This is a genomic window from Pararobbsia silviterrae (assembly GCF_003628125.1).
Taxonomy (GTDB): domain Bacteria; phylum Pseudomonadota; class Gammaproteobacteria; order Burkholderiales; family Burkholderiaceae; genus Pararobbsia; species Pararobbsia silviterrae.
Genome location: NZ_RBZU01000006.1, coordinates 17178 through 36310 on the forward strand (window position 1 = coordinate 17178; position 19133 = coordinate 36310).

A 19133-nucleotide genomic window follows, 5' to 3' on the forward strand; every position below is an offset into this window, starting at 1 on the left:
ATCGGCCGAGCGCGGGCGCACCGAGCATTTCATTGACGGCATTCCTATAAATACATTCGGAGACACAATGAAGGTGAAGCACTTCCCGAAGGTACCGTTGCGTACCTTGACGCGCGCGCTGACGGCCGCGTGCGCGATCGTTCCGATCGCGGCGCATGCGTCGACGTATCAACCCGCGGGCATCGATCTCGGCGCGACGACGTTCAATGACGCATTCGGCAGCACCGAGCCCGGATTCACGTCGATCCAATTGCTCCAGTACGAGAACAACACGAAGTTCTATACGAACACGGGCGATTCGAACCATCTGTTTTCCGATGCGCACGTCGATGCCTTCGTCTACCTGCCGCAGCTCGCGTACACGACGCCGTTTCATCTGTTCGGCGGCTCGCTCGGCTTTACGGCGTTGCTGCCGGTCGTCAACCTGAACGCGGGCGACAGCGCGTCGAGTTTCGTGCCGCTGACGGGCAACGAAGGGACGAATCTCGGCGACATCACGTTCGGTCCGTATCTGCAGTTCGCACCGATCATCAGCGGCGGCCGTCCGGTCTTCGTCCAACGTTTCGAATTCGACGTGATCGCGCCGACGGGCGCGTACGACCCGAACAAGCTCGTGAATCCGAGCAGCGGCTTCTGGTCGCTGAACCCGTACTGGTCGATGACGTTCCTGCCGACGCGGCAGACCGAAGTGTCGGTACGCCTCCATTACCTCTACAACATGAGCAACACGAACCCGGGCGCCAATAACGCGGACGGATTCGAAGGACCGGTATCGGAGTTCAAGGCGGGGCAGGCGGTCTGGGCGAATTTCGCCGCGTCGTACAAGGTGCTGCCGAATCTCGATGTCGGGATCAACGGTTTCTATTTCCGCCAGATCACCGATGACACGGTCAACGGCATCACGCAGCCCGATTCCCGAACGACGAACCTCTCGCTCGGTCCGGGCGCGATGTGGGCCATCGATCGCAACAACATGGTGTTCGCCAACATCTATATGCCGGTGGTCGAGCGCAATACGTATTCAGGCTTCCATATGAATCTGCGCTGGATCCATCAGTTCTGAACCCGACGTCCAATTTTTGGAGCAAGACCATGAGCATCAAAGATTCGGTTGTCTTCAGAATCGCCCTGATTTACAGCCTCGGCGTGCTGGCCGCCATGACGGTCGGCGGCGCGATTCCCGAGCTCGATTCGATCGCGCGGGAGTTTCGTCCGCGCGATCCGTCCGTGATCGGACTCGTGATGTCGTTGCCGTCCGTGATGGTCGCGCTCGGCGCGCTCGTCGCGGGGTATTTCGTCGACAAGTTCGGCGACAAGCAGGTGCTCGTCGCGGGTTGTCTCGCGATGATCGTGGGCGATGCGCTCGTCGCGGGCGCGCCGACGATGCAGAGCCTGCTCGTCGGGCGCGGCGTGTGCGGCATCGGCTATGTGCTGATGGCGGTCTCGGCGATCACGTTGCTGATTCGCGTCGTCGAAGAGCGCCGTCGCAACATGGCGATCGCGATCTGGTCGACGTTCGTGCCCGTCAGCATGATCATCCCGTTCCTGCTCGCGGGCGCGGTCGCGGCGAGCGGAAGCTGGCGCAATGCGTTCAGCGGCCATGCGGTCGTCACGGGCATTGTCATGCTTGTGATGATCGCGACGGTGCCGGCGCGCGACAAGTCGTCGCGGCAAACGTCGCGGACCGCGGGCCTCGGTGCGGTATTGCGCTCGCCGTGGCCCTATCTGCTCGGTATCTCGATCGGCGGCGATGCGTTCCTGCACGTGGGCATCATCGCGACGCTCGCACCGTATCTGCATGCGCACTACGGCGCGGATCTGATGACCGTCAATATGTGGAACGTCGGCGCCATGGCCGTCAACGCGCTCGGCTGCGTGCTGTTCGGCAAGCTGCTCGACTGGGGCGTGCCGCCGGTGCGCACGGGGATCATCGCGATTCTCGTGACGGGCGTGCCGGCCGTGATTCTCTATGCGATGCCGATCGGCGTGCCGGCATCGATCGCGCTGTCGTGGCTGCTGTTGTTTGCGAGCGGTGTGCTCACGGGCATGTGGGCGTACACGCCGGCGGTCGCGCCGTCGGCCGAAAGCATCGGCGCGACGAGCGGGCTCGTCACGCAGATCACGCTGCTCGGCGTGCTGCTCAGCGGTCCGGTCTGCTTCGCGGCGCAGGCCGCGCCGACGCCGCTGCCGATGGTCATCACGATCGTCGCGGGCATCGTTGCGTGTTCGGTGCGTTTGCCGATCCTCGCGCGCGGCACGCGGCCGAAATGGATCGGTACGCATGACGACGCGCAGATCGTGGCGGCGCACGGTTGAACGTGTCGAGGAAGGGGTAGCGAAAGGGTACATTAGGCTCGCGTCGCGATGCGTGGCGATACGTCGCGCGCGAGCCGGTCATCGGTGATTCGGCATGGGTCGGCATCTGCCGGCCAGGCCATCTTCAGAAGAGGTGCATTGTGTTGGATATTGCGATTATCGGCGCGGGTATCGGCGGCTTGACGCTGGCTTTACGGTTGCATCAGAAGGGCTTCCGCCCGCGCGTCTACGAGTCGACGGCGGAGTTGCGTCCGCTGGGCGTCGGCGTCGTGAGCCAGCCCTATGGGACGCGCGAGATGACCGAACTCGGTCTGCTCGACGAACTCAACGCCGTGTCCGTCGATGCGATCGAATCGGTCTACTACAACCAGTACGGCCAGGAGATTTACGGCGAGCGCTGCGGCACGCATATGGGTTATCCGCACGGGCAGCGCTTCATCCATCGCGGCATCTGGCAAATGCTGCTCTACAAGGCGGTCATCGAACGTCTCGGCCCCGATTCGGTCGTGCTCGGCGCGCGCGCGACGGGCTTTACCGAAGATGCGAACGGCGTCACCGTGCGTTTTCGGCCGAATCATGCGACGCAGCCGGTTCCCGCCGAAATTCGCGCCGATGTCGTGATCGGGATCGACGGCATCAAGTCGGCCATTCGCGAGCAGCTCTATCCGGAGTCGTCGAAGCCGCATTTCTCGGGTATTACGTTGTGGCGCGGCGTCACGCTCATGAAGCCCTTTAAGACGGGCGGCACGATTCTGCATATCGGCGCGCCGAGCCAGGGTAGTCTGATCGTCTATCCGATTCACGACGATTGGGAAGGCACGGGGCTGACGCTGACGAACTGGATCGTCGAGCAGAACGATCGCGCGGAGAGCATCGAGGACTGGAATCAGAAGGGCGATATCGCCGAGATCGCGCATATGTTCGACGAATGCAAGCTCGACTTCCTCGACGTCGGCGAGATGTTGCGCAACGCGCGCGAAGTCTATCTGTTTCCGTTGATCGATCACGACCCGCTCGATCGATGGGCGTTCGGCCGTGTCGCGTTGATGGGCGATGCCGCGCATGCGATGTATCCGCGCGGCGGTAACGGCGCGTGTCAGGCGCTCGTCGACGCGCGCGTGATCGCCGAGAAGCTCTCGACGATCGACGACCCCGTCGAAGCGCTTCAGCGCTATGAGCAAGAACGTCTGCCGATTGCGAACCGGATCGTACTCGCGAATCGCGGCGACGGTCCCGAGGTCGTGCGCCGCATCGTCGAAGAGCGTACGCAAGGGCAGCGTTTCGACGACATCGAAAAGGTGCTGCCGTTTGCCGAGGCCGATTCGATTTTCAAGGAATATCACCGTCTCGCGGGCATGAAACGCCCGAATGAGAACCCGAACGAACCGAGTGGCTTCCGTTCGGTGTTTTTCGCGGGGACGTAAGGACGCGATGAACGGAACGTATCGACGCGCCGTGAATGCGGCACGTCGAGCGTTCCGTCGTTAGGCGCGAATGCGCCGCGTATTCACCGCGACCCATCGCCGGGTATCGCGCTGACTTCGCGCGGCCCGATGGTCGTACCGCGCGATGCGTCGTCATCCGGCGCGATTGCGTGCATGCACGCATGCACGCATGCGTTCGCGCTCGACGCAGTGTCGTTCGTTTGCGCATGGCAGGCCCAATTACGCATTTAGGGTACTTACGAGTACCAATTTAAAAGAAGGCGCCGATAATGCATGCAAGACGCGCATGACGTGCGATGCCTAGTCGCCATGCAGCGCATGATGTCGCACCGCGCCTGATGTCGCGCAGCACACGGATTCGGACGTCGGCGATCCCCACAAACACGAGAACCCGCATTCGGGTCAAGGCAACGGAGGTGACAATGGAAGGCCTGCTGCAGAACACCTGGTATATGGCGGCATGGGAATCGGAGCTCGAAGCGGGCAAGGTGTCGCGCCGCATCGCCGACGTGCCCGTTGTCGTCTTTCGCAACGCGCAGGGAGAGATCGGCGCGCTCGTCGATCGGTGCCCGCATCGCTTCGCGCCGCTGAGCATGGGCACCGTCGAGGCCGGCGCGCTCGTCTGCCCGTACCACGGCCTCGGTTTCGATACGCACGGCAAGTGCGTCGTCAATCCGTTCGCGGACAAGGTGCCCGCGGGCAGCGCGGTTCGCGCGTTCGAGGTCGTCGTGCGCGATTCGATCGTCTGGCTCTGGTTCGGCGACGCTGACCAGGCCGATCCCTCGTTGATTCCCGATTACGCGTTCTTGAACGGCAGCGCGACGAATCGCGTCATCCGCGACTATCTGCATCTCAAGTGCCACTACGAATATCTCGTCGACAACCTCATGGACGTCACGCATATCGAGTGGGCGCATCGCAAGACCTTCGGTGGACGCGGCCTGATTCAGCACGGCAAACACGAAACCGTGCAGAACGGCAATGAAGTCTGGATCAACTGGTCGTTCGCGAACGTGCCCAAGCAGCCGATTCCGATTTATCACGATGCGGCGATTCCATGGGAACGCACGGATATGTGGATCGATACGCGCTGGAACGCGCCCGCGAGCGTATTGCTCGATATCGGCCAGACCGCACCCGGCGCGCCGCGTGAAGACGGTTTGCGCCAATTGCTCGCGCATATCGTGACGCCCGAGACCGCCACGACCTCGCACTATTTCTGGGGCGTGGCGCGTCAGCACGATGTCGACTCGGTCGAAGAGGACAACCGTATTCGCGGCATGCTCAAGTTCGCGTTCGAAATGGAAGATGTGCCCCTTGTCGAAGCGGCCGCGAAGGTCGTCGAAGGCGAGAACTTCTGGGACCTCAAGCCCGTGCATCTTGGGCCGGATATCGGTTCGACACGCGTGCGCCGCACGCTCGAAATGCTGGTGCGCAAGGAGTCGGCCGCGGCGCAGGCGCAAGATCGGCCGACACCGCGCTAAGTACGTCAATTCAACGAAGGCGCGCGTCGCGCGCGGCATGCGACACGGGCTTGTGTTCGAGCGCTGCGTCGCGGCCGCGCAGCAGGATCGCGGCGCGGTCGTCGATGCCGCGCCGCCACGCAGGATATCGATCAACAAGCAGGTGAACGGATGGCGCAGATACAACTGATTTTGCGCGACGGCAGCGAAATGACCGTCGCGGGCAGGGAGGGCGAGAACCTCATGAAGCTGATCCGCGACGGCGGCGGATATGAATTGCTGGCCTTATGCGGCGGGGGATGCTCATGCGCGACGTGCCATATCTACGTCGATGAACGCTTCGTCGACGCGCTTTCGCCGATAACCGACGAAGAAGGCGAACTGCTCGATTGCTCGATGCATCGCCAGGCGCATTCGCGTCTGTCGTGCCAGATTCCGTTTCATGCGGGACTCGACGGGATGCGCATCGAAATCGCCCCTGAAGAATGATTCCGTCGCGGTGAGCGAAACCGAATGAGGCAAGCATGACGAATGGAGACATCGTGATTGTCGGCGGCGGCCACGCGGGCGCGCAATGCGCGGCGGCGCTCCGGCAGTACGGTTATACGGGCGCGATGGCGATCCTGACGGATGAGCGCGACGCGCCTTATGAACGTCCGCCGTTGTCGAAGGATTTCTTGAACGGCGTCAAGACGTTCGATCAGATGCTGCTTCAGCCGCTCGCCTTCTGGGCGGATAAGCAGATCGATGTGCATTACGGCCAGCGTGTCGAGTCCGTCGATGCGGCGCGTCACGAGATCACGTGCGCGAACGGCGAATGCCACGGCTATCGCAAACTCATCTGGGCCACGGGCGGACGCGCGCGCCGATTGCACTGCGAAGGCTCGACACTCGAAGGTCTGCACGTCGTGCGTACGCGCGCCGACGTCGACGGCATCCGCGCCGAGCTCGGCAACGTCGAGCACGTCGTCGTGATCGGCGGCGGCTTTATCGGCCTTGAAGCCGCCGCGTCGCTGCGCAAGCTCGGCAAGCGCGTGACGATCGTCGAGGCGCTCGATCGCGTGCTCGCGCGTGTGACGGGACAGGCGTTGTCGTCGTTTATCGAGGACGCGCATCGTGCGCAGGGTACGCAGATCGTGTTGTCTGCGAAAGTGGCGTCGCTGGCGGGTGAACGCGGACGCGTGCGTGAGGTGGTGCTGCACGACGGCGCGCGCTTGCGCGCGGATCTCGTGATCGTCGGTGTCGGCATCGAGCCCGCGATCGAGCCGTTGCGGGCGGCGGGCGCGCATGCGGAGAACGGGCTTGTCGTGGATGCGTCGTGCCGGACGACGCTCGACGATATCTACGCGATCGGCGATTGCGCACGGCAGTCGCACGCATTTGCGGGCGGTGCGGCGATCCGGCTCGAAAGCGTGCAGAACGCGGTCGAGCAGGCGGCCCTCGTCGCAAGCCATATCACGGGCCGCGCGCCCGCGAAGCCTTCGGTGCCGTGGTTCTGGTCGACGCAGCACGATTTGCGCATTCAGATGGCCGGGTTGTCCGCGGGACACGATGACTTCGTCATACGCGGCAGTCGCGAAGCGAAGGCTTTCTCGATCGCGTATCTGAAGGACGGCGTGTTCGTCGCGCTCGACGCCGTCAACGCGACGAAGGATTTCGTGCAGGCGAAGGCGATCATCGCGAAGGGTATTCGTCCCGAGCGCGCCGCGTTGGCCGATCCGGGCGTCCCGCTGAACAGTTTCGTTTGATCGAGCCGCATAACTCGTGTCCGGTCGATGGAAACCCGCGCGTGACGCGTGGTGATCGAGGTCATATTCACGTCGCACACGCGCATGTCGCACACGCGCACGTCGCCCACGCGCATGTCGTACGCATGCACGACGGATTGCCCACACCACGCGCGTCTCATGCATTCCTTTCCCGGCGTGCGGACACCCGCGTGCGGCAGCGCGATCGATCACACCTAAAAAAGACTGGAGACACGATGCGTTCAGCTTCGACCCTTGCGCGGTCCGAGCCGGTGGCAGGCAATCTGCACGGCTGGCTGCTTGTCGCGACCTGCTGGCTGGCGTCCGCCGGCGCGGTATTGATCGCCCCCGTGTTGCCGTTCATGCAACGCGACTATGCGCACGAACCGCATGCGGTGTTGTTGACGATGATCGTGCTCGTCGTGCCGGGTCTCATGATCGCGCTGTTCAGCCCGCTCGTCGGCTCGCTTGTCGATCTGTTCGGACGCAAGCGGCTGTACATGGTCGCCGTCACGATCTATGCGATCGCCGGCGCGTTGCCTTTCTGGCTGACCGATCTCCACGCGATCATCGCGTCGCGGATCGTCGTCGGTTTGGCCGAGGCGACGATCAACACGATCGCGGCGGCGTTGACGGCCAACTATTTCAGCGGCGCGGAGCGGCAGAAGTGGCTCACGATGCAACATGGTTCGGCGGCCGTCGTCGCCGTCGTCATGTTTACGATCGGCGGCGCGCTCGGCAGCTTGCCGAGCGGATGGCACACGCCTTTCCTCGTCTATGGCTGCGCGATCGTGTTCTTGCCGCTGATCGCGATCTTCATCTGGGAACCCGAAAGCGACACGCACACCGAGCACGTCGCGGCGGTACAGCCTCGCTTGCCGTTTCCTTGGCGCGAAATCGGTCATCTATGCGCGATGACGTTGTTCAGCGCGATCATGTTCTTCGTGATTCCCGTGCAGATCAGTTTTGTGCTGAATGCGCGCGGCGTCGCGACGCCGGCGGTCATCGGCTTCGGCAGCGCGATTGCGAATATCGGCATCCCGGTCGGCGCGTTCGTGTTCCATCGGCTCGGCCGTTGGCCGATCAATCGGCTGCTCGTGCTCGCGTATGCGTGCTTCACCGTGGGTTTCAGTCTGATCGCATCGGTCACCGACTTGAACGTGACGATTCTCGGGGCGTTGATCGCCTGCATGGGCGGCGGCATCGCGTTGCCCTTGCTCGAGACGTGGGTCATGGCGCGCGTGCCGTTCGCGCAGAGCGGTCGGGGCGCGGGCGGATACATGGCGTCGTTCTTCCTCGGGAATTTCCTGAGCCCGCTGATCGTGGCGGCCGTCGGCGGCGTGGCGGGCGGACTGATTCCCGCAATCGGACGATTCGGCATGGTCTGCGGCGGCGTCGCTGTGATTGCCCTCGTCTTGGTGCTTGCCAAGCGTGGGCCGCGTGAATCCGTTCAAGCCGTCCATGCGGGCGCGCAATAGCGCGCGGACGACTCGACGTTCGAACGCGATCGACGCCGGCGCGTCCTAGGCGGCGCCGATCATTCTGCTGACCGTTTCATGAATCTTGGCTTCGACTTCGCGCATGTCGGGCGGCTCGCGATAGCTGATGGCCGCGATCAAATGCGTGGCGATCACCGCGCCGAACAACATATCGGCCATTTGCCCCGCATCGAGCGGCCGGATGCGGCCGAGTTTCGCGAGCGTCGTCAGTTGCGAGACGAGCAGCGCCTTGCAGCGATCGATGCCTTCGCTGTAGTAATGCTGGCGAATATGCGTGGACACGCCGGCGTCGCCGATCACGAGTCGCGTGACGGTCACATGCCGGTCGCTGAGCACGTATTTCGCGATCTCGCCGAGCGTGTGCGCGAGCACGTCGCGCGGCGACGACGCGGCATCGAGCGGATGCTCGTGGGCCGGAAACGATTCGACGTCCGTGACGAGCGCCTCGAATAACTCCTCTTTCGTCGCGAACGCTTCATAGAGCGTGCGTTTGGACATTTCGCACTGGCGCGCGATGTCGAGCATGCTCGTTGCCGTATAACCGGCCTCCCGAAACAAACGCTCGGCGACCTTGAGAATCTGATCGCGACGCGAGGCGGGCGTTGCCGAAAGCGGACGACCGCGTGTGCGCGGAGGCGTCGAGGGTGGCGTGGATTGCGCGGCGGGCAAAGGGATTTCCAGGCGAATCATCGGCACGCGCCGACTTCTTTCGAATGATGCGTGCCATCAGGTGGACAGATGCCGTTGAATTTACCGCGATCTTTAGCGTTTGGCTATGCGTGCGGATGCTAAGCGCGGGCTTTGCTTTATTGCTTAAGGCGCGTACGCCAAGCGCTTTAAGCGTGCAGCGCATGCGTGCGATTCCGCGAGCGCGCGTATGCGGGAGCGCGTGCCGATGCGATCTGGTGTCCGTTCATCGGAAAACACGCGATGTCGGCGCGTGGCTGACGCTACCTTTGAGCGTGTCTTCTAAAGATTGAATTCTGGCCCTGACGATCCGGCGACGCGCCGCATCGCGGCGAGGATTCAGACGCGCGGCGTGGTTCATCACGCAACGGCGCGCGACCCCGCCTATCGGAGAGTCCGGAGCTTCGTTCATGCCCATGAGCAACGATTATCACGATCTGCTGTTTCCGCTGGATTCGCCGCGACTGCTGAGCTGCCGTTGCAAGGATCCTTACCACTATGCGCGAGACATTCAGGGTTTCCATCCGCAAGTCGCCGAGATCGTCGCCGATTGGCGCGCGCGCTATGCGGAACCGTTCAAGGGTCTGACGACCGACGGTCACGTGATGCCCGGACTCTATCGTCTCGACGACGAAGGCGCGCCGACGCAGCGCATGGTCGAGTCCGCAAATCGGCTGCTCGATGCGCTCGACGACGCGGCGCGCGAAGCTTTGCGCTACGACGTCGACGCCAACGAATGGCGGATCTGGAGCAACCCCGAATTCCTCGTGCATCCGTGCGGCGTGCGGCTCGAAGAATTGCCGATGTCGGCGCGGCGCGCCGTCATGGATCTCGTCGCGGCGAGCCTGAGTCCCGAAGGCTATCGCAAGGCCGAAGGCTGTATGTGGACGAACGCTTTTCTCGGCGAGCTGTGCGGCCTTCCGCAGATCATGAACGAATGGAGCTATAACGTGCTGCTGTTCGGCACGCCGTCGGCGACGCAGCCGTGGGGCTGGAATCTCTATGGCCATCATCTGTGCCTCAATTGCTTCGTGCTCGGCAATCAGATGGTGATCTCGCCGACGTTCATGGGGGCCGAGCCGAACGTCATCGATCGCGGGCCGCATGCGGGCATCGCGTTGTTTACCGACGAAGAGCGTTTCGGACTTGAGCTCATGCGTTCGCTGAGCGCCGAGCAGCGCGATCGCGCGACGACGTATGCGTCGATGCACGACCCCGCGATGCCGCCGGGGCGCTGGAACATCGCCGATCAACGACACATGGGCGGCGCGTTTCAGGACAACCGGATCGTGCCGTACGAAGGCGTCCGCGCATCTGAATTCTCGAAGCCGCAGCGTGATCGGCTTCTCGAACTCGTCGAGCAGTTCATCATTTATTTACCCGATGGTCCGCGCCGCGCGCGAATGCGCGAGATCGCCCGCTCGCTCGACGACACGTGGTGGAGCTGGATCGGCGGCCAAGGCGACGACGACGCGTTCTATTACCGGATCCAGAGTCCCGTCGCGATGATCGAGTTCGATCATCACAGCGGCGTATGGCTGACGAACGACGAACCCGCGAAGTGTCATATCCATACCGTCGTGCGCACGCCGAACGGCAACGACTACGGACGCGACTTGCTGCGACAGCACTATGAAGCCATGCACCCGGGCCGGCGTCCGGGCGTGGAAGCGGCGCAATCCGCGCGATAGGCACACGACATCGGCACGACATCCGAACGTGATCGACGTGCATTCGACGCGCGATCTCGCGCGCCGGCTTAAAGGAGAGAGCATGGATTTGGGGATCAAGGGGCGCAGCGCGCTCGTCTGCGCGTCGTCGCAAGGGCTCGGTCTGGCATGCGCGGAAGCGCTCGCGCGCGAGGGTGTCGCCGTGACGCTCAACGGCCGCCGCGCGGACACGCTCGCCGCGGCGGCCGATGCATTGCGCCACCGCGTGCCGGGCGCGACGGTCGACTGCATCGCGGCGGATCTGACGACCGCCGACGGCCGCGAGACGATCGTGCGCGCCAAGCCGGAGATCGACATCCTCGTGAACAACAATGCGGGACCTGCGCCGGGCGCGCTCGATCAATGGGACGAGTCGGCGCTGCTCGGCGCGCTCAACGCGAACATGATTCCGGCCGTGCAACTCATGCGGCACTACATTCCGGGCATGCGCGCGCGGCGCTTCGGCCGCATCGTCAACATCACGTCGGCGATGGTCAAGTCACCGCATTACATCATGGGTTTGTCGACGTCCGCGCGCACCGCATTGACGGCGATCAGCAAGGCGATCAGCGTCGAGGTCGTCGTCGATAACGTGACGATCAACAATCTGTTGCCCGAGCGCATCGATACGCCGCGGCAGGACTTCATGGCGCAACGTCTGATGAGCGAGCACGGTATCGACCGCGATGAAGCGCGACGCCGTATCGCGTCGACGATCAACGCGAAGCGTCTGGGCCGGCCCGACGAATTCGGCGCGGCCTGCGCATTCCTGTGCGGCGTGCAGGCCAGCTATATCTCGGGACAGAACCTGCAGCTCGACGGCGGTTCGTATGAAGGGCTTGTCTGAACGATGGACGTCACGCTTGATTCGATCGAGCGCGAGACCGAGGCGATTCTCGCCGTCGAGCGCCGCCGTCAGCATGCGTTGATCGCCGTCGATCTCGGCGCGCTCGATGCGCTGTTTGCCGAGGACCTCGTTCATGTTCACAGTACGGGGCGGGTTCACGACAAGACAGCCTTGCTTCGTCATATCGAACGCAAGCGCGGCTTTATCGCGATCGAGCGCGGAGCGCTGACGATCCGCATCGAAGGGGCATTCGCCGTCATGACGGGTCCGATGCGCAGCTTGATGCGCGAAGCGGACGGTTCGACGGCATGGATGCCGAGCTTCGTGACGCAGGTGCTTCGGCGTGACGCGCACGGATGGCGCTTCATCAGCTTCCAGCTCACGGTCGATCGCGAAGCGTAGCGAGCGAGACACGATACGCAATACGCGAAGCTCGATACGCGGCGAAACGCTCGGACCGCATGCGCGATGACGCGACACGGTCCCGCCCCCCCTTTCTCTTGGATGTGAGGCATTTTCATGAAACTCGTACGATTCACCGAAGGCGGAGCGACGCGTATCGGTAAGCGCGTCGGCGACGAGATTGTCGACTTGTCGGCCGTCGAAGGCGTCGGCCATTCGATGCGCGCGTTGCTTGGCGCATTGCCGAGACTGCGTCCCGCGCTCGAAGCGGCGCAGGGCGCGCGCTATTCGATCGATGCGGTGCGCCTTGAAGCGCCGATCGCGGACCCGCAGAAATTTCTCGCGATCGGCCTGAACTACAAGGCCCATGCAGAAGAGGCACGCGCCGCGGGTGTACCGATGCCGACGAGTCAACTCTGGTTCAACAAGCAGGTGTCCTGCATCACGGGTCCTTACGATGCGATCGAGTTGCCGCGCGTCGTCGAAAAGCTCGATTACGAAATCGAACTTGGCGTCGTGATCGGCGCGCGTTGCCGGAACGTCAAGCCGGGCGAGGCGCGATCGGTCATCGCAGGCTACGTCGTGACGAACGACGTGACGGCGCGCGACTGGCAGAACCGTTCGCCGACGTTCACGCTCGGCAAATCGTTCGACACGCATGGGCCGATCGGCCCGTGGATCACGACCGACGACGAGATCGACGATCCGCACGCGCTCGACATGGTGCTCACGGTCAATGGCGAAACGCGTCAACGCAAGTCGACAGGCGACATGATCGACGACATCGACGCGCAGATCGTGTATCTGAGCACGGTCATGACGCTCGAACCCGGCGACATTCTCGCGACGGGCACGCCCGAGGGCGTCGGCATCGCGATCGGCAAACTGCTCAAGGCCGGCGACGTCGTGCGGGCCGAAATCGCGGGGCTGGGCTTTATCGAGAACCGCGTCCTGGCCGTCTAGCGGATCTCCGGTGCATAGCGGGCGAGCGATGCGTACGATCGGTGCGCGTCAGGGCTGCGCGTCGTGTCTCGGTTCGTGAAAATTGCGCGCAACCGCATAGACGGCGACGAGCGCCGATGCGAAACCTGCTGCCGCGCCGACCCCGAGTGCCCAGCGCGGGCCCGGGTGATCGGCGACCCAGCCGACGATCGGCGCGCCGATCGGCGTGCCGCCGAGCGCGACCCCGATGCGCAGCGCCATCACGCGGCCGCGCATCGCGGGTTCGGTCGAGAGCTGCATCAGACTGTTCGACGTGTTGGTGAACGTCAAGGCCGCCGCGCCGATCACCACGAGCGACGCGGCGAAGATCCAGTATTGCGGTGCGATGGCCGCCACCGTGCACCCGAGTCCGAAAATAAGCGAGCCGCTCGATAGCGCGGCGAAACTCGGCCGTTTGCGGCCTGCCGCAAGCAAAGCCCCCGACACGGTCCCGACGGCCATGATCGACGACAGCAGGCCGTATCCGCGCGCGTCGGCATGGAACACGCGGACCGCCATCGTCGAAATGAAGATCGGGAAATTGAGCCCGAACGTCCCGATCAGAAACAACATGACGAGAATCGTCAGAAGATCCGGGCGTGCGCCGACATAACGAAAACCTTCGAGCAGACTGCCGCGCGCGCGTCGTGCGCGCGCTTGCGCATGCAGGGCCGAGACGCGCAGGCGCGTCAGCGAGATCAGCACGGCGACAAACGACAGCCCGTTGAGCGTGAAGGCCCATCCTGTGCCCACCGATGCAATGACGAGACCCGCGACTGCGGGGCCCAGCATGCGGGCTGCGTTGAACGACGTCGAATTGAGCGCGACGGCGTTCGGCAGATCGGCTTCGTCGACGAGCTGCGTGACGAAGGTCTGACGCACGGGCGCATCGAAGGCCGCGGCGCTGCCGAACAGAAACGCGAACACGTAGACGTGCCAGAGCTGCACGGCGCCCGTGATCGTCAGCATGCCGAGCGCGAGCGCGAGCACGCCCATCGTGGCCTGCGTCGCGAAGAGCATCTTGCGCTGGTCGTAGTGGTCGGCCGCATAGCCCGAGAGCGGCAGGAACAGCATCTGCGGCCCGAATTGAAGCGCCATGACGGTTCCGACGGCCGACGCGTTGTGGTGCGTCAACTGTGTCAGCACGAGCCAGTCCTGAGCCGTGCGTTGCATCCACGTCCCGACATTCGACACGAGTGCGCCCGCGGCCCAGGTCCGGTAATTCGCGTTGCGCAGAGACCGGAAAGTCGTGTTGATCACCGCGCCCCCTTGGGGACGAGTCGCATCGCGCACGTGACGAGACCGCTGCGTTGCACGGCGGCGACGCGCGCCGGATCGGGATTCGAATATGTCATGAGCATCGGTGCTTGCAGGGAAGGCGGCGCAATGGGCTCGATCGGCTCAGTAATCGGCAAGCCGTTGCAGCAACTTGACGGCGGCCGAGAGTGTGGTGTGTTCGTCGCTTGTGAGCTGCGTCTGGAGTGCGTGAAACAGCCAGTCTTCTCTTGCCGAACGACTCGCCTTGAGCGTGCGTTTGAACGCGGGCGTCAACGTGAACACCGTCTTGCGGCCATCGTGAGGGTCGGCTTCGCCGACGACCGCGCCTTGTGCTTCAAGCAACGCGACCGTGATGCGCATCGATTGCGGTTTGACGCCTTCGGCGCGTGCAAGCGCGGAGACGGTCGCAGGACCGTCGCGTTCGAGCCGCAGGAACACCGATCGTTGCGACGAGGTGAAGTCGCCCGATTGCGCTTGCTCGCGCAGACGCCGGTTTAATTTGCCGAGCGAGATGCGCAATTCACCAGCCAGTGCGGCAAGCGGTTCGATCGTCGAGGAAGAGGGAGAGGCACGCATGCGCGGAACATAACATGAATACAGTCAAACTGTACAGTTTGACTGTAGATATCGAGGTGCCAAGCGACGAGTGCGATGAGACATCGAGCGCATCGGCGACATCTAGTAAATCCGATGCATCAATCAAACCAAGCACACCAAAAAGGCTTTGAGGTGCCATCGATATCGAAGCCGTTTTGTCTCAAACGTTTGCGCGTTCATCATGCGTTCGAAAGCATCGGCATGCGTCATTGTGTTGAGGTGCACGAAAGCGGTGCGCGATTAGTGCGACATCGCTCCGAGATCAAATCGATTGCGTACGTCAATACCAATACTTTGGTATGCCACGTTTGTCGAAGCGCATGATGGATCGGGGTTTACGCGCACGTATGCGGGCGATACGGATATCGCGCGCGAAGATCGTTGAGTCACGCTAAGGAATTAATGGATTCGCCCGTTAACCCATAGATGACCTGACAGGTCGTTTCTGGTCGGTCTTGATCCGGAACGCCATTCGAAGCGGTCGATCATGACGCGGCGATTCGTGAAGCGAGCGCCGCCGATTCATCGGCCCCAATGACCGACACCTACGTTCGCGGGTACGTTTATGACGAGATACCGGCATTTGCCGTTCCAACTGCACGTGTCGCTGCTGACGGCGGTGGTGGTGTTGTTTGTCGGCGGCCTGATCAGCGCGCTCGATTTCAATCATTTGCGCGCGCGTCTTGAGGCGGATTCGGTCAATCAGGCGCGAGGCATGAGCCGCGAGACCACGGACCGCATTCAGAAGACGCTTGGGCCGGCCGAAGTCGCGGTCAAGATGATCGCGCACAGCAAGCTGTCGGAGGCCTGGACGCTCGACGATCGCATGGCGTTCGCCGGCATGCTGCATGAAATCCTGACGTCGGCGCCCGACATCCGGTCGCTCTATGTCGGCTATGACAACGGCGACATCTTCATGGTGCTCGCGATGCGCAATGACACGCAGCGCGCGGCGATGCAAGCGCCCCCGGGTACTCAATTTGTCGTACACAACGTGTCGCATGACGAGTCGGCCGACAACAATACGCTGATCTATATCGACAAGGATTTCCATATCATCAGTACGGTCGACAATTCGGATGTCGCCGCGCATTACGATCCGCGCAAGCGCCCGTGGTATCAGCAGGCGCGACAAGCGAAGCGCTTCGTGCGCACCGAGCCTTACCGGTTCTTCTCGGTGCCCGAGATCGGCACGACGCTCGCGATTACGTCGGCCGACGGCCGTGCTGTCGCCGCATGCGACATCAGCCTCGATTCGCTGCAACAGATGCTCGTCGCGCAGCAGACCTTGCCTGGACGCGTGCTCGCGCTCGTCGACCCGAACGGCAACGTCCTCACGTCGAACCTCGCGGGCTTCGCGTCGATGGGCCGCGCGCCCGACGGCACGCCGCGCGCCATGAGCGCATCCGATATGCAGCGCGCGCCGATTCTCGAGCATTTGATCGAGACGCTGCGCTCGGCCGGCATGCGCGAGTGGATCCGCAACGTGACCGATCAGAACGGCACGGCGTGGTACACGTCGGTGAGCCGTTTGACGATCGACGAGGCCGATCCGCTTTTCATGGTGTCGGCGATTCGCAGCGGCGAACTCATGCAAGCGGCCGTTCATGCGCAGATCGTCGACGTGTTGATCACCTTGGCGATTCTCGTGCTGTCGCTGCCGGTGATCTGGGTGCTCGCGGGGTCGGTCGCCAAACCGTTGAAGGAGCTCACGGCCCAGGCCGACACGATGCGGCGTTTCGATCCGAATCCGAGTCAGCACGTGTTGCGTTCGCGGATCAGTGAACTCGACCGGCTCGCCGTGCAGATGGCGGCGATGAAGCGCACGATCCGACGATTCCTCGGCACGATCCGCGCCGTCGCCGGCGAGCCCGAGTTCGAGCCCTTGGTGCGCGTGCTGTTGACCGAAATCCTGGCCGAGGCGCACGCGGATGCGGGCGTGCTCTATCTGACCGACCATGATGGCGAACAGTTGCTGCCGACCAGCGCGCTCGATGCGCGCACCGGCGAGACCGTCGCGGGGTTGTCGTCGCTCGTGATCGCCGATGCGCCCGTGCTGATCCGCAGCGCGCTCGCGGATAACGTGCCGCGCACGGGACAATTGTCGAATGCCGATATCCTGCAGACCGGTTATGCGGAATTCATGCTCGGCGCGGGCCATGCGGCCGTCGTGCCCCTCGTCAACCGGCAGAAGCTGCTCGTGGGCGTCTTCGTGCTGCTGCATTCGAGGCCGCTCGAGCAGATGCAGATGTCCTTCATCTCGGAGCTCACGAGTTTGTTCGTGAGCGCCATCGAAACGCGCGAGTTGATCAAGTCGCAGCGCGAACTGTTCGATTCGTTCATCCAATTGATCGCGAAGGCGATTGACGCGAAGAGCCCCTATACGGGCGGCCACTGCAATCGCGTCCCCGAACTGATGCGGATGCTCGCGCAGGCCGCGTGCGATACGCACGACGGTCCGTGGAAGGACTTCAGCCTCAATGCGCTTCAATGGGAAGAACTGCATGTCGCGGCTTGGCTGCACGATTGCGGCAAGATCACGACACCCGAATACGTCGTCGACAAGGCGACCAAGCTCGAAACGCTTTATGACCGCATTCACGAGATCCGCATGCGTTTCGAGGTGCTCAAATGCCATGCCGAGATCGACTGTCTCAAGTCGATCGAAGCGGGCGTCGATCGCGCCGCGGCAGAGGCGAAGCGCGATGCATCTTTGCGCGAGCTCGACGAGGAATTCGCGTTTATCGCGCAATGCAACGAAGGCGGCGAATCGATGGATGCGGCCGATGCCGCACGGCTCGCGCGGATCGCGGAGCGCACCTGGGTGCGCACGCTCGATGACCGCCTCGGCGTGTCGTACGACGAGCGGCAGCGCAAGGAACGTGAGCCTGCCGTGCCCCTTCCCGCACGCGAGAAGCTGCTTGCCGACAAGGTCGAGCACCGGTTCGTGCGCAACGCGTCGTCGGATCTGATCGGCGCACCCGATAATCCGTGGGGGTTCCGGATCAAGATGCCGGAGCTGCTCTATAACCGCGGCGAGCTGCATAACTTGTCGGTGTCGCGCGGCACGTTGTCCGAAGAAGAGCGCTTCAAGATCAACGAGCACATTCTCCAGACGATCGTCATGCTGTCGCAGCTGCCGTTTCCGCGGCATATGCGCAATATTCCGGAGATCGCGGGCGGTCATCACGAGCGCATGGACGGCGCGGGGTATCCGATGGGACTCAAGCGCGAGCAGATGAGTCCGCTTGCGCGCATGATGGCGATCGTGGATATCTTCGAGGCGTTGACCGCGGGCGATCGGCCGTACAAGAAGGGAAAAACGCTGTCCGAGTCGATCCGGATCATGGCGCGGATGAAGGACGGGCATCATATCGATCCGGACGTCTTCGAGTTGTTCCTGCGCTCGGGCGTGTATCGCGACTATGCGTCGCGTTTCATGGATGTCGAGCAAATCGACGACGTCGATATTGCGCAATACCTCGAAGCCGCACCCGATCCGGAACTGGTGGCGTGATGGGGCGCGCCCCGCGTGCGTCGAACGCGTTAGACTCGCATGCCGCTTAGCCGCTTAGCCGCTTAGCCGCTTAGCCGCTAACGCTGCTAACGCGGACGATACGCCCCGTGTGACTAACGCGGGGCATCTGCGACGCTCGACTTAAAGGACTGGATCGATGCAGATATGGGTGGATGCCGACGCATGTCCGGCTGTCGTCAAGGAGACGTTGTATCGCGCCGCGCGTCGGCTTGAAATCAATGTGACGCTTGTGGCGAATCAATTTCTACGCACGCCGCCGTCGCCGTTCATCAAGTCGATTCAGGTGCCTGCGGGTTTCGATGTCGCGGATGCGCGCATCGTCGAGCTTGTCGTGGCCGGCGATCTCGTGATCACGGCCGATATTCCGCTGGCGGCCGCGGTGCTCGACAAGGGCGGCCATGTGCTCGACCCGCGCGGCAACTGGATGAGTCGCGAGAATATCGGCGAGCGTTTGACGATGCGCGATGCGATGGATCAACTCCGCAGCGCGGGTATCGATACGGGCGGCCCCGCGCCCTATAGCGCGCGCGACAGCAACGCATTTGCCGGTCAGCTCGACAAATTTCTGGCACGTCATGTGAAGACGCGGCCCGGCGCCTAACGATCGTCGCGCGCGACATGAA

The 19133-nt window shown here is 63.0% G+C and carries 16 protein-coding genes; 13 read left to right on the forward strand and 3 right to left on the reverse strand.

Going from position 1 to position 19133, the window contains the following annotated elements:
• The first annotated feature begins 67 nt into the window (after nucleotides 1-67).
• The 7 genes from D7S86_RS14675 (at nucleotide 68) to D7S86_RS14705 (ending at nucleotide 8450) form a co-directional block, all read left to right on the forward strand.
• Complete coding sequence (locus tag D7S86_RS14675) at nucleotides 68-1063, forward strand: SphA family protein (RefSeq protein WP_121087604.1); 996 nt, start codon at nucleotides 68-70, stop codon at nucleotides 1061-1063.
• A gap of 29 nt (nucleotides 1064-1092) precedes the next feature.
• The gene (locus D7S86_RS14680; protein ID WP_121087605.1) at nucleotides 1093-2316 is read left to right on the forward strand and encodes an MFS transporter; all 1224 of its coding nucleotides are present in this window, start codon (nucleotides 1093-1095) and stop codon (nucleotides 2314-2316) included.
• A gap of 143 nt (nucleotides 2317-2459) precedes the next feature.
• Nucleotides 2460-3740, forward strand: a complete 1281-nt coding sequence (locus D7S86_RS14685) for an FAD-dependent monooxygenase (RefSeq protein ID WP_205962816.1) — start codon at nucleotides 2460-2462, stop codon at nucleotides 3738-3740.
• Between the two features lie 443 nt (nucleotides 3741-4183).
• On the forward strand, nucleotides 4184-5245 hold the full coding sequence (locus D7S86_RS14690; RefSeq protein ID WP_158601958.1) for an aromatic ring-hydroxylating oxygenase subunit alpha: 1062 nt from the start codon (nucleotides 4184-4186) through the stop codon (nucleotides 5243-5245).
• Nucleotides 5246-5395: 150 nt separating this feature from the next.
• On the forward strand, nucleotides 5396-5713 hold the full coding sequence (locus D7S86_RS14695; RefSeq protein ID WP_121087608.1) for a 2Fe-2S iron-sulfur cluster-binding protein: 318 nt from the start codon (nucleotides 5396-5398) through the stop codon (nucleotides 5711-5713).
• 35 nt (nucleotides 5714-5748) lie between these two features.
• Nucleotides 5749-6972, forward strand: coding sequence for an NAD(P)/FAD-dependent oxidoreductase (locus tag D7S86_RS14700; RefSeq protein ID WP_121087609.1), 1224 nt, complete (start codon nucleotides 5749-5751; stop codon nucleotides 6970-6972).
• A gap of 236 nt (nucleotides 6973-7208) precedes the next feature.
• Nucleotides 7209-8450 (forward strand): MFS transporter, encoded by a 1242-nt coding sequence (locus D7S86_RS14705; protein WP_158601959.1) that lies wholly within the window; start codon nucleotides 7209-7211, stop codon nucleotides 8448-8450.
• Nucleotides 8451-8495: 45 nt separating this feature from the next.
• Here D7S86_RS14705 and D7S86_RS14710 read toward each other — a convergent pair whose 3' ends face one another.
• Nucleotides 8496-9161 (reverse strand): TetR/AcrR family transcriptional regulator, encoded by a 666-nt coding sequence (locus D7S86_RS14710; RefSeq protein WP_121087611.1) that lies wholly within the window; start codon nucleotides 9159-9161, stop codon nucleotides 8496-8498.
• Between the two features lie 407 nt (nucleotides 9162-9568).
• Here D7S86_RS14710 and D7S86_RS14715 point away from each other — a divergent pair, with 407 nt between their 5' ends.
• From D7S86_RS14715 to D7S86_RS14730, 4 genes are all read left to right on the forward strand, one after another.
• Entirely contained in the window at nucleotides 9569-10849 is a 1281-nt protein-coding gene (locus D7S86_RS14715; protein ID WP_205962817.1) for a DUF3500 domain-containing protein, read from the forward strand.
• A gap of 82 nt (nucleotides 10850-10931) precedes the next feature.
• Nucleotides 10932-11714, forward strand: coding sequence for an SDR family oxidoreductase (locus D7S86_RS14720; protein ID WP_121087850.1), 783 nt, complete (start codon nucleotides 10932-10934; stop codon nucleotides 11712-11714).
• Nucleotides 11715-11717: 3 nt separating this feature from the next.
• Entirely contained in the window at nucleotides 11718-12116 is a 399-nt protein-coding gene (locus D7S86_RS14725) for a nuclear transport factor 2 family protein (RefSeq protein WP_121087613.1), read from the forward strand.
• A gap of 117 nt (nucleotides 12117-12233) precedes the next feature.
• Nucleotides 12234-13079, forward strand: a complete 846-nt coding sequence (locus D7S86_RS14730; RefSeq protein ID WP_121087614.1) for a fumarylacetoacetate hydrolase family protein — start codon at nucleotides 12234-12236, stop codon at nucleotides 13077-13079.
• 48 nt (nucleotides 13080-13127) lie between these two features.
• Here the strand turns inward: D7S86_RS14730 and D7S86_RS14735 are convergent, their stop codons facing one another.
• Entirely contained in the window at nucleotides 13128-14357 is a 1230-nt protein-coding gene (locus tag D7S86_RS14735) for an MFS transporter (RefSeq protein ID WP_205962818.1), read from the reverse strand.
• Nucleotides 14358-14498: 141 nt separating this feature from the next.
• Nucleotides 14499-14951 carry a MarR family winged helix-turn-helix transcriptional regulator gene (locus tag D7S86_RS14740; RefSeq protein WP_121087615.1) on the reverse strand — a complete coding sequence of 151 codons (453 nt, stop codon included), beginning with the start codon at nucleotides 14949-14951 and terminating at the stop codon, nucleotides 14499-14501.
• 586 nt (nucleotides 14952-15537) lie between these two features.
• Here D7S86_RS14740 and D7S86_RS14745 point away from each other — a divergent pair.
• Both D7S86_RS14745 and D7S86_RS14750 read left to right on the forward strand, forming a co-directional pair.
• Nucleotides 15538-18489: an HD domain-containing phosphohydrolase gene (locus D7S86_RS14745; protein WP_121087616.1), complete on the forward strand. Its 2952-nt coding sequence runs from the start codon at nucleotides 15538-15540 to the stop codon at nucleotides 18487-18489.
• A gap of 157 nt (nucleotides 18490-18646) precedes the next feature.
• Nucleotides 18647-19111, forward strand: coding sequence for a YaiI/YqxD family protein (locus D7S86_RS14750; protein ID WP_121087617.1), 465 nt, complete (start codon nucleotides 18647-18649; stop codon nucleotides 19109-19111).
• The last annotated feature ends 22 nt before the right edge of the window (nucleotides 19112-19133 follow it).

Coding starts and splice junctions, on each gene's coding strand:
- D7S86_RS14720 (WP_121087850.1), top strand. CDS start 10,932: ATGGATTTGGGGATCAAGGGGCGCAGCGCGCTCGTCTGCGCGTCGTCG.
- D7S86_RS14715 (WP_205962817.1), top strand. CDS start 9,569: ATGCCCATGAGCAACGATTATCACGATCTGCTGTTTCCGCTGGATTCG.
- D7S86_RS14695 (WP_121087608.1), top strand. CDS start 5,396: ATGGCGCAGATACAACTGATTTTGCGCGACGGCAGCGAAATGACCGTC.
- D7S86_RS14680 (WP_121087605.1), top strand. CDS start 1,093: ATGAGCATCAAAGATTCGGTTGTCTTCAGAATCGCCCTGATTTACAGC.
- D7S86_RS14690 (WP_158601958.1), top strand. CDS start 4,184: ATGGAAGGCCTGCTGCAGAACACCTGGTATATGGCGGCATGGGAATCG.
- D7S86_RS14675 (WP_121087604.1), top strand. CDS start 68: ATGAAGGTGAAGCACTTCCCGAAGGTACCGTTGCGTACCTTGACGCGC.
- D7S86_RS14745 (WP_121087616.1), top strand. CDS start 15,538: ATGACGAGATACCGGCATTTGCCGTTCCAACTGCACGTGTCGCTGCTG.
- D7S86_RS14710 (WP_121087611.1), bottom strand. CDS start 9,161: ATGATTCGCCTGGAAATCCCTTTGCCCGCCGCGCAATCCACGCCACCC.
- D7S86_RS14740 (WP_121087615.1), bottom strand. CDS start 14,951: ATGCGTGCCTCTCCCTCTTCCTCGACGATCGAACCGCTTGCCGCACTG.
- D7S86_RS14705 (WP_158601959.1), top strand. CDS start 7,209: ATGCGTTCAGCTTCGACCCTTGCGCGGTCCGAGCCGGTGGCAGGCAAT.
- D7S86_RS14750 (WP_121087617.1), top strand. CDS start 18,647: ATGCAGATATGGGTGGATGCCGACGCATGTCCGGCTGTCGTCAAGGAG.
- D7S86_RS14700 (WP_121087609.1), top strand. CDS start 5,749: ATGACGAATGGAGACATCGTGATTGTCGGCGGCGGCCACGCGGGCGCG.
- D7S86_RS14725 (WP_121087613.1), top strand. CDS start 11,718: ATGGACGTCACGCTTGATTCGATCGAGCGCGAGACCGAGGCGATTCTC.
- D7S86_RS14730 (WP_121087614.1), top strand. CDS start 12,234: ATGAAACTCGTACGATTCACCGAAGGCGGAGCGACGCGTATCGGTAAG.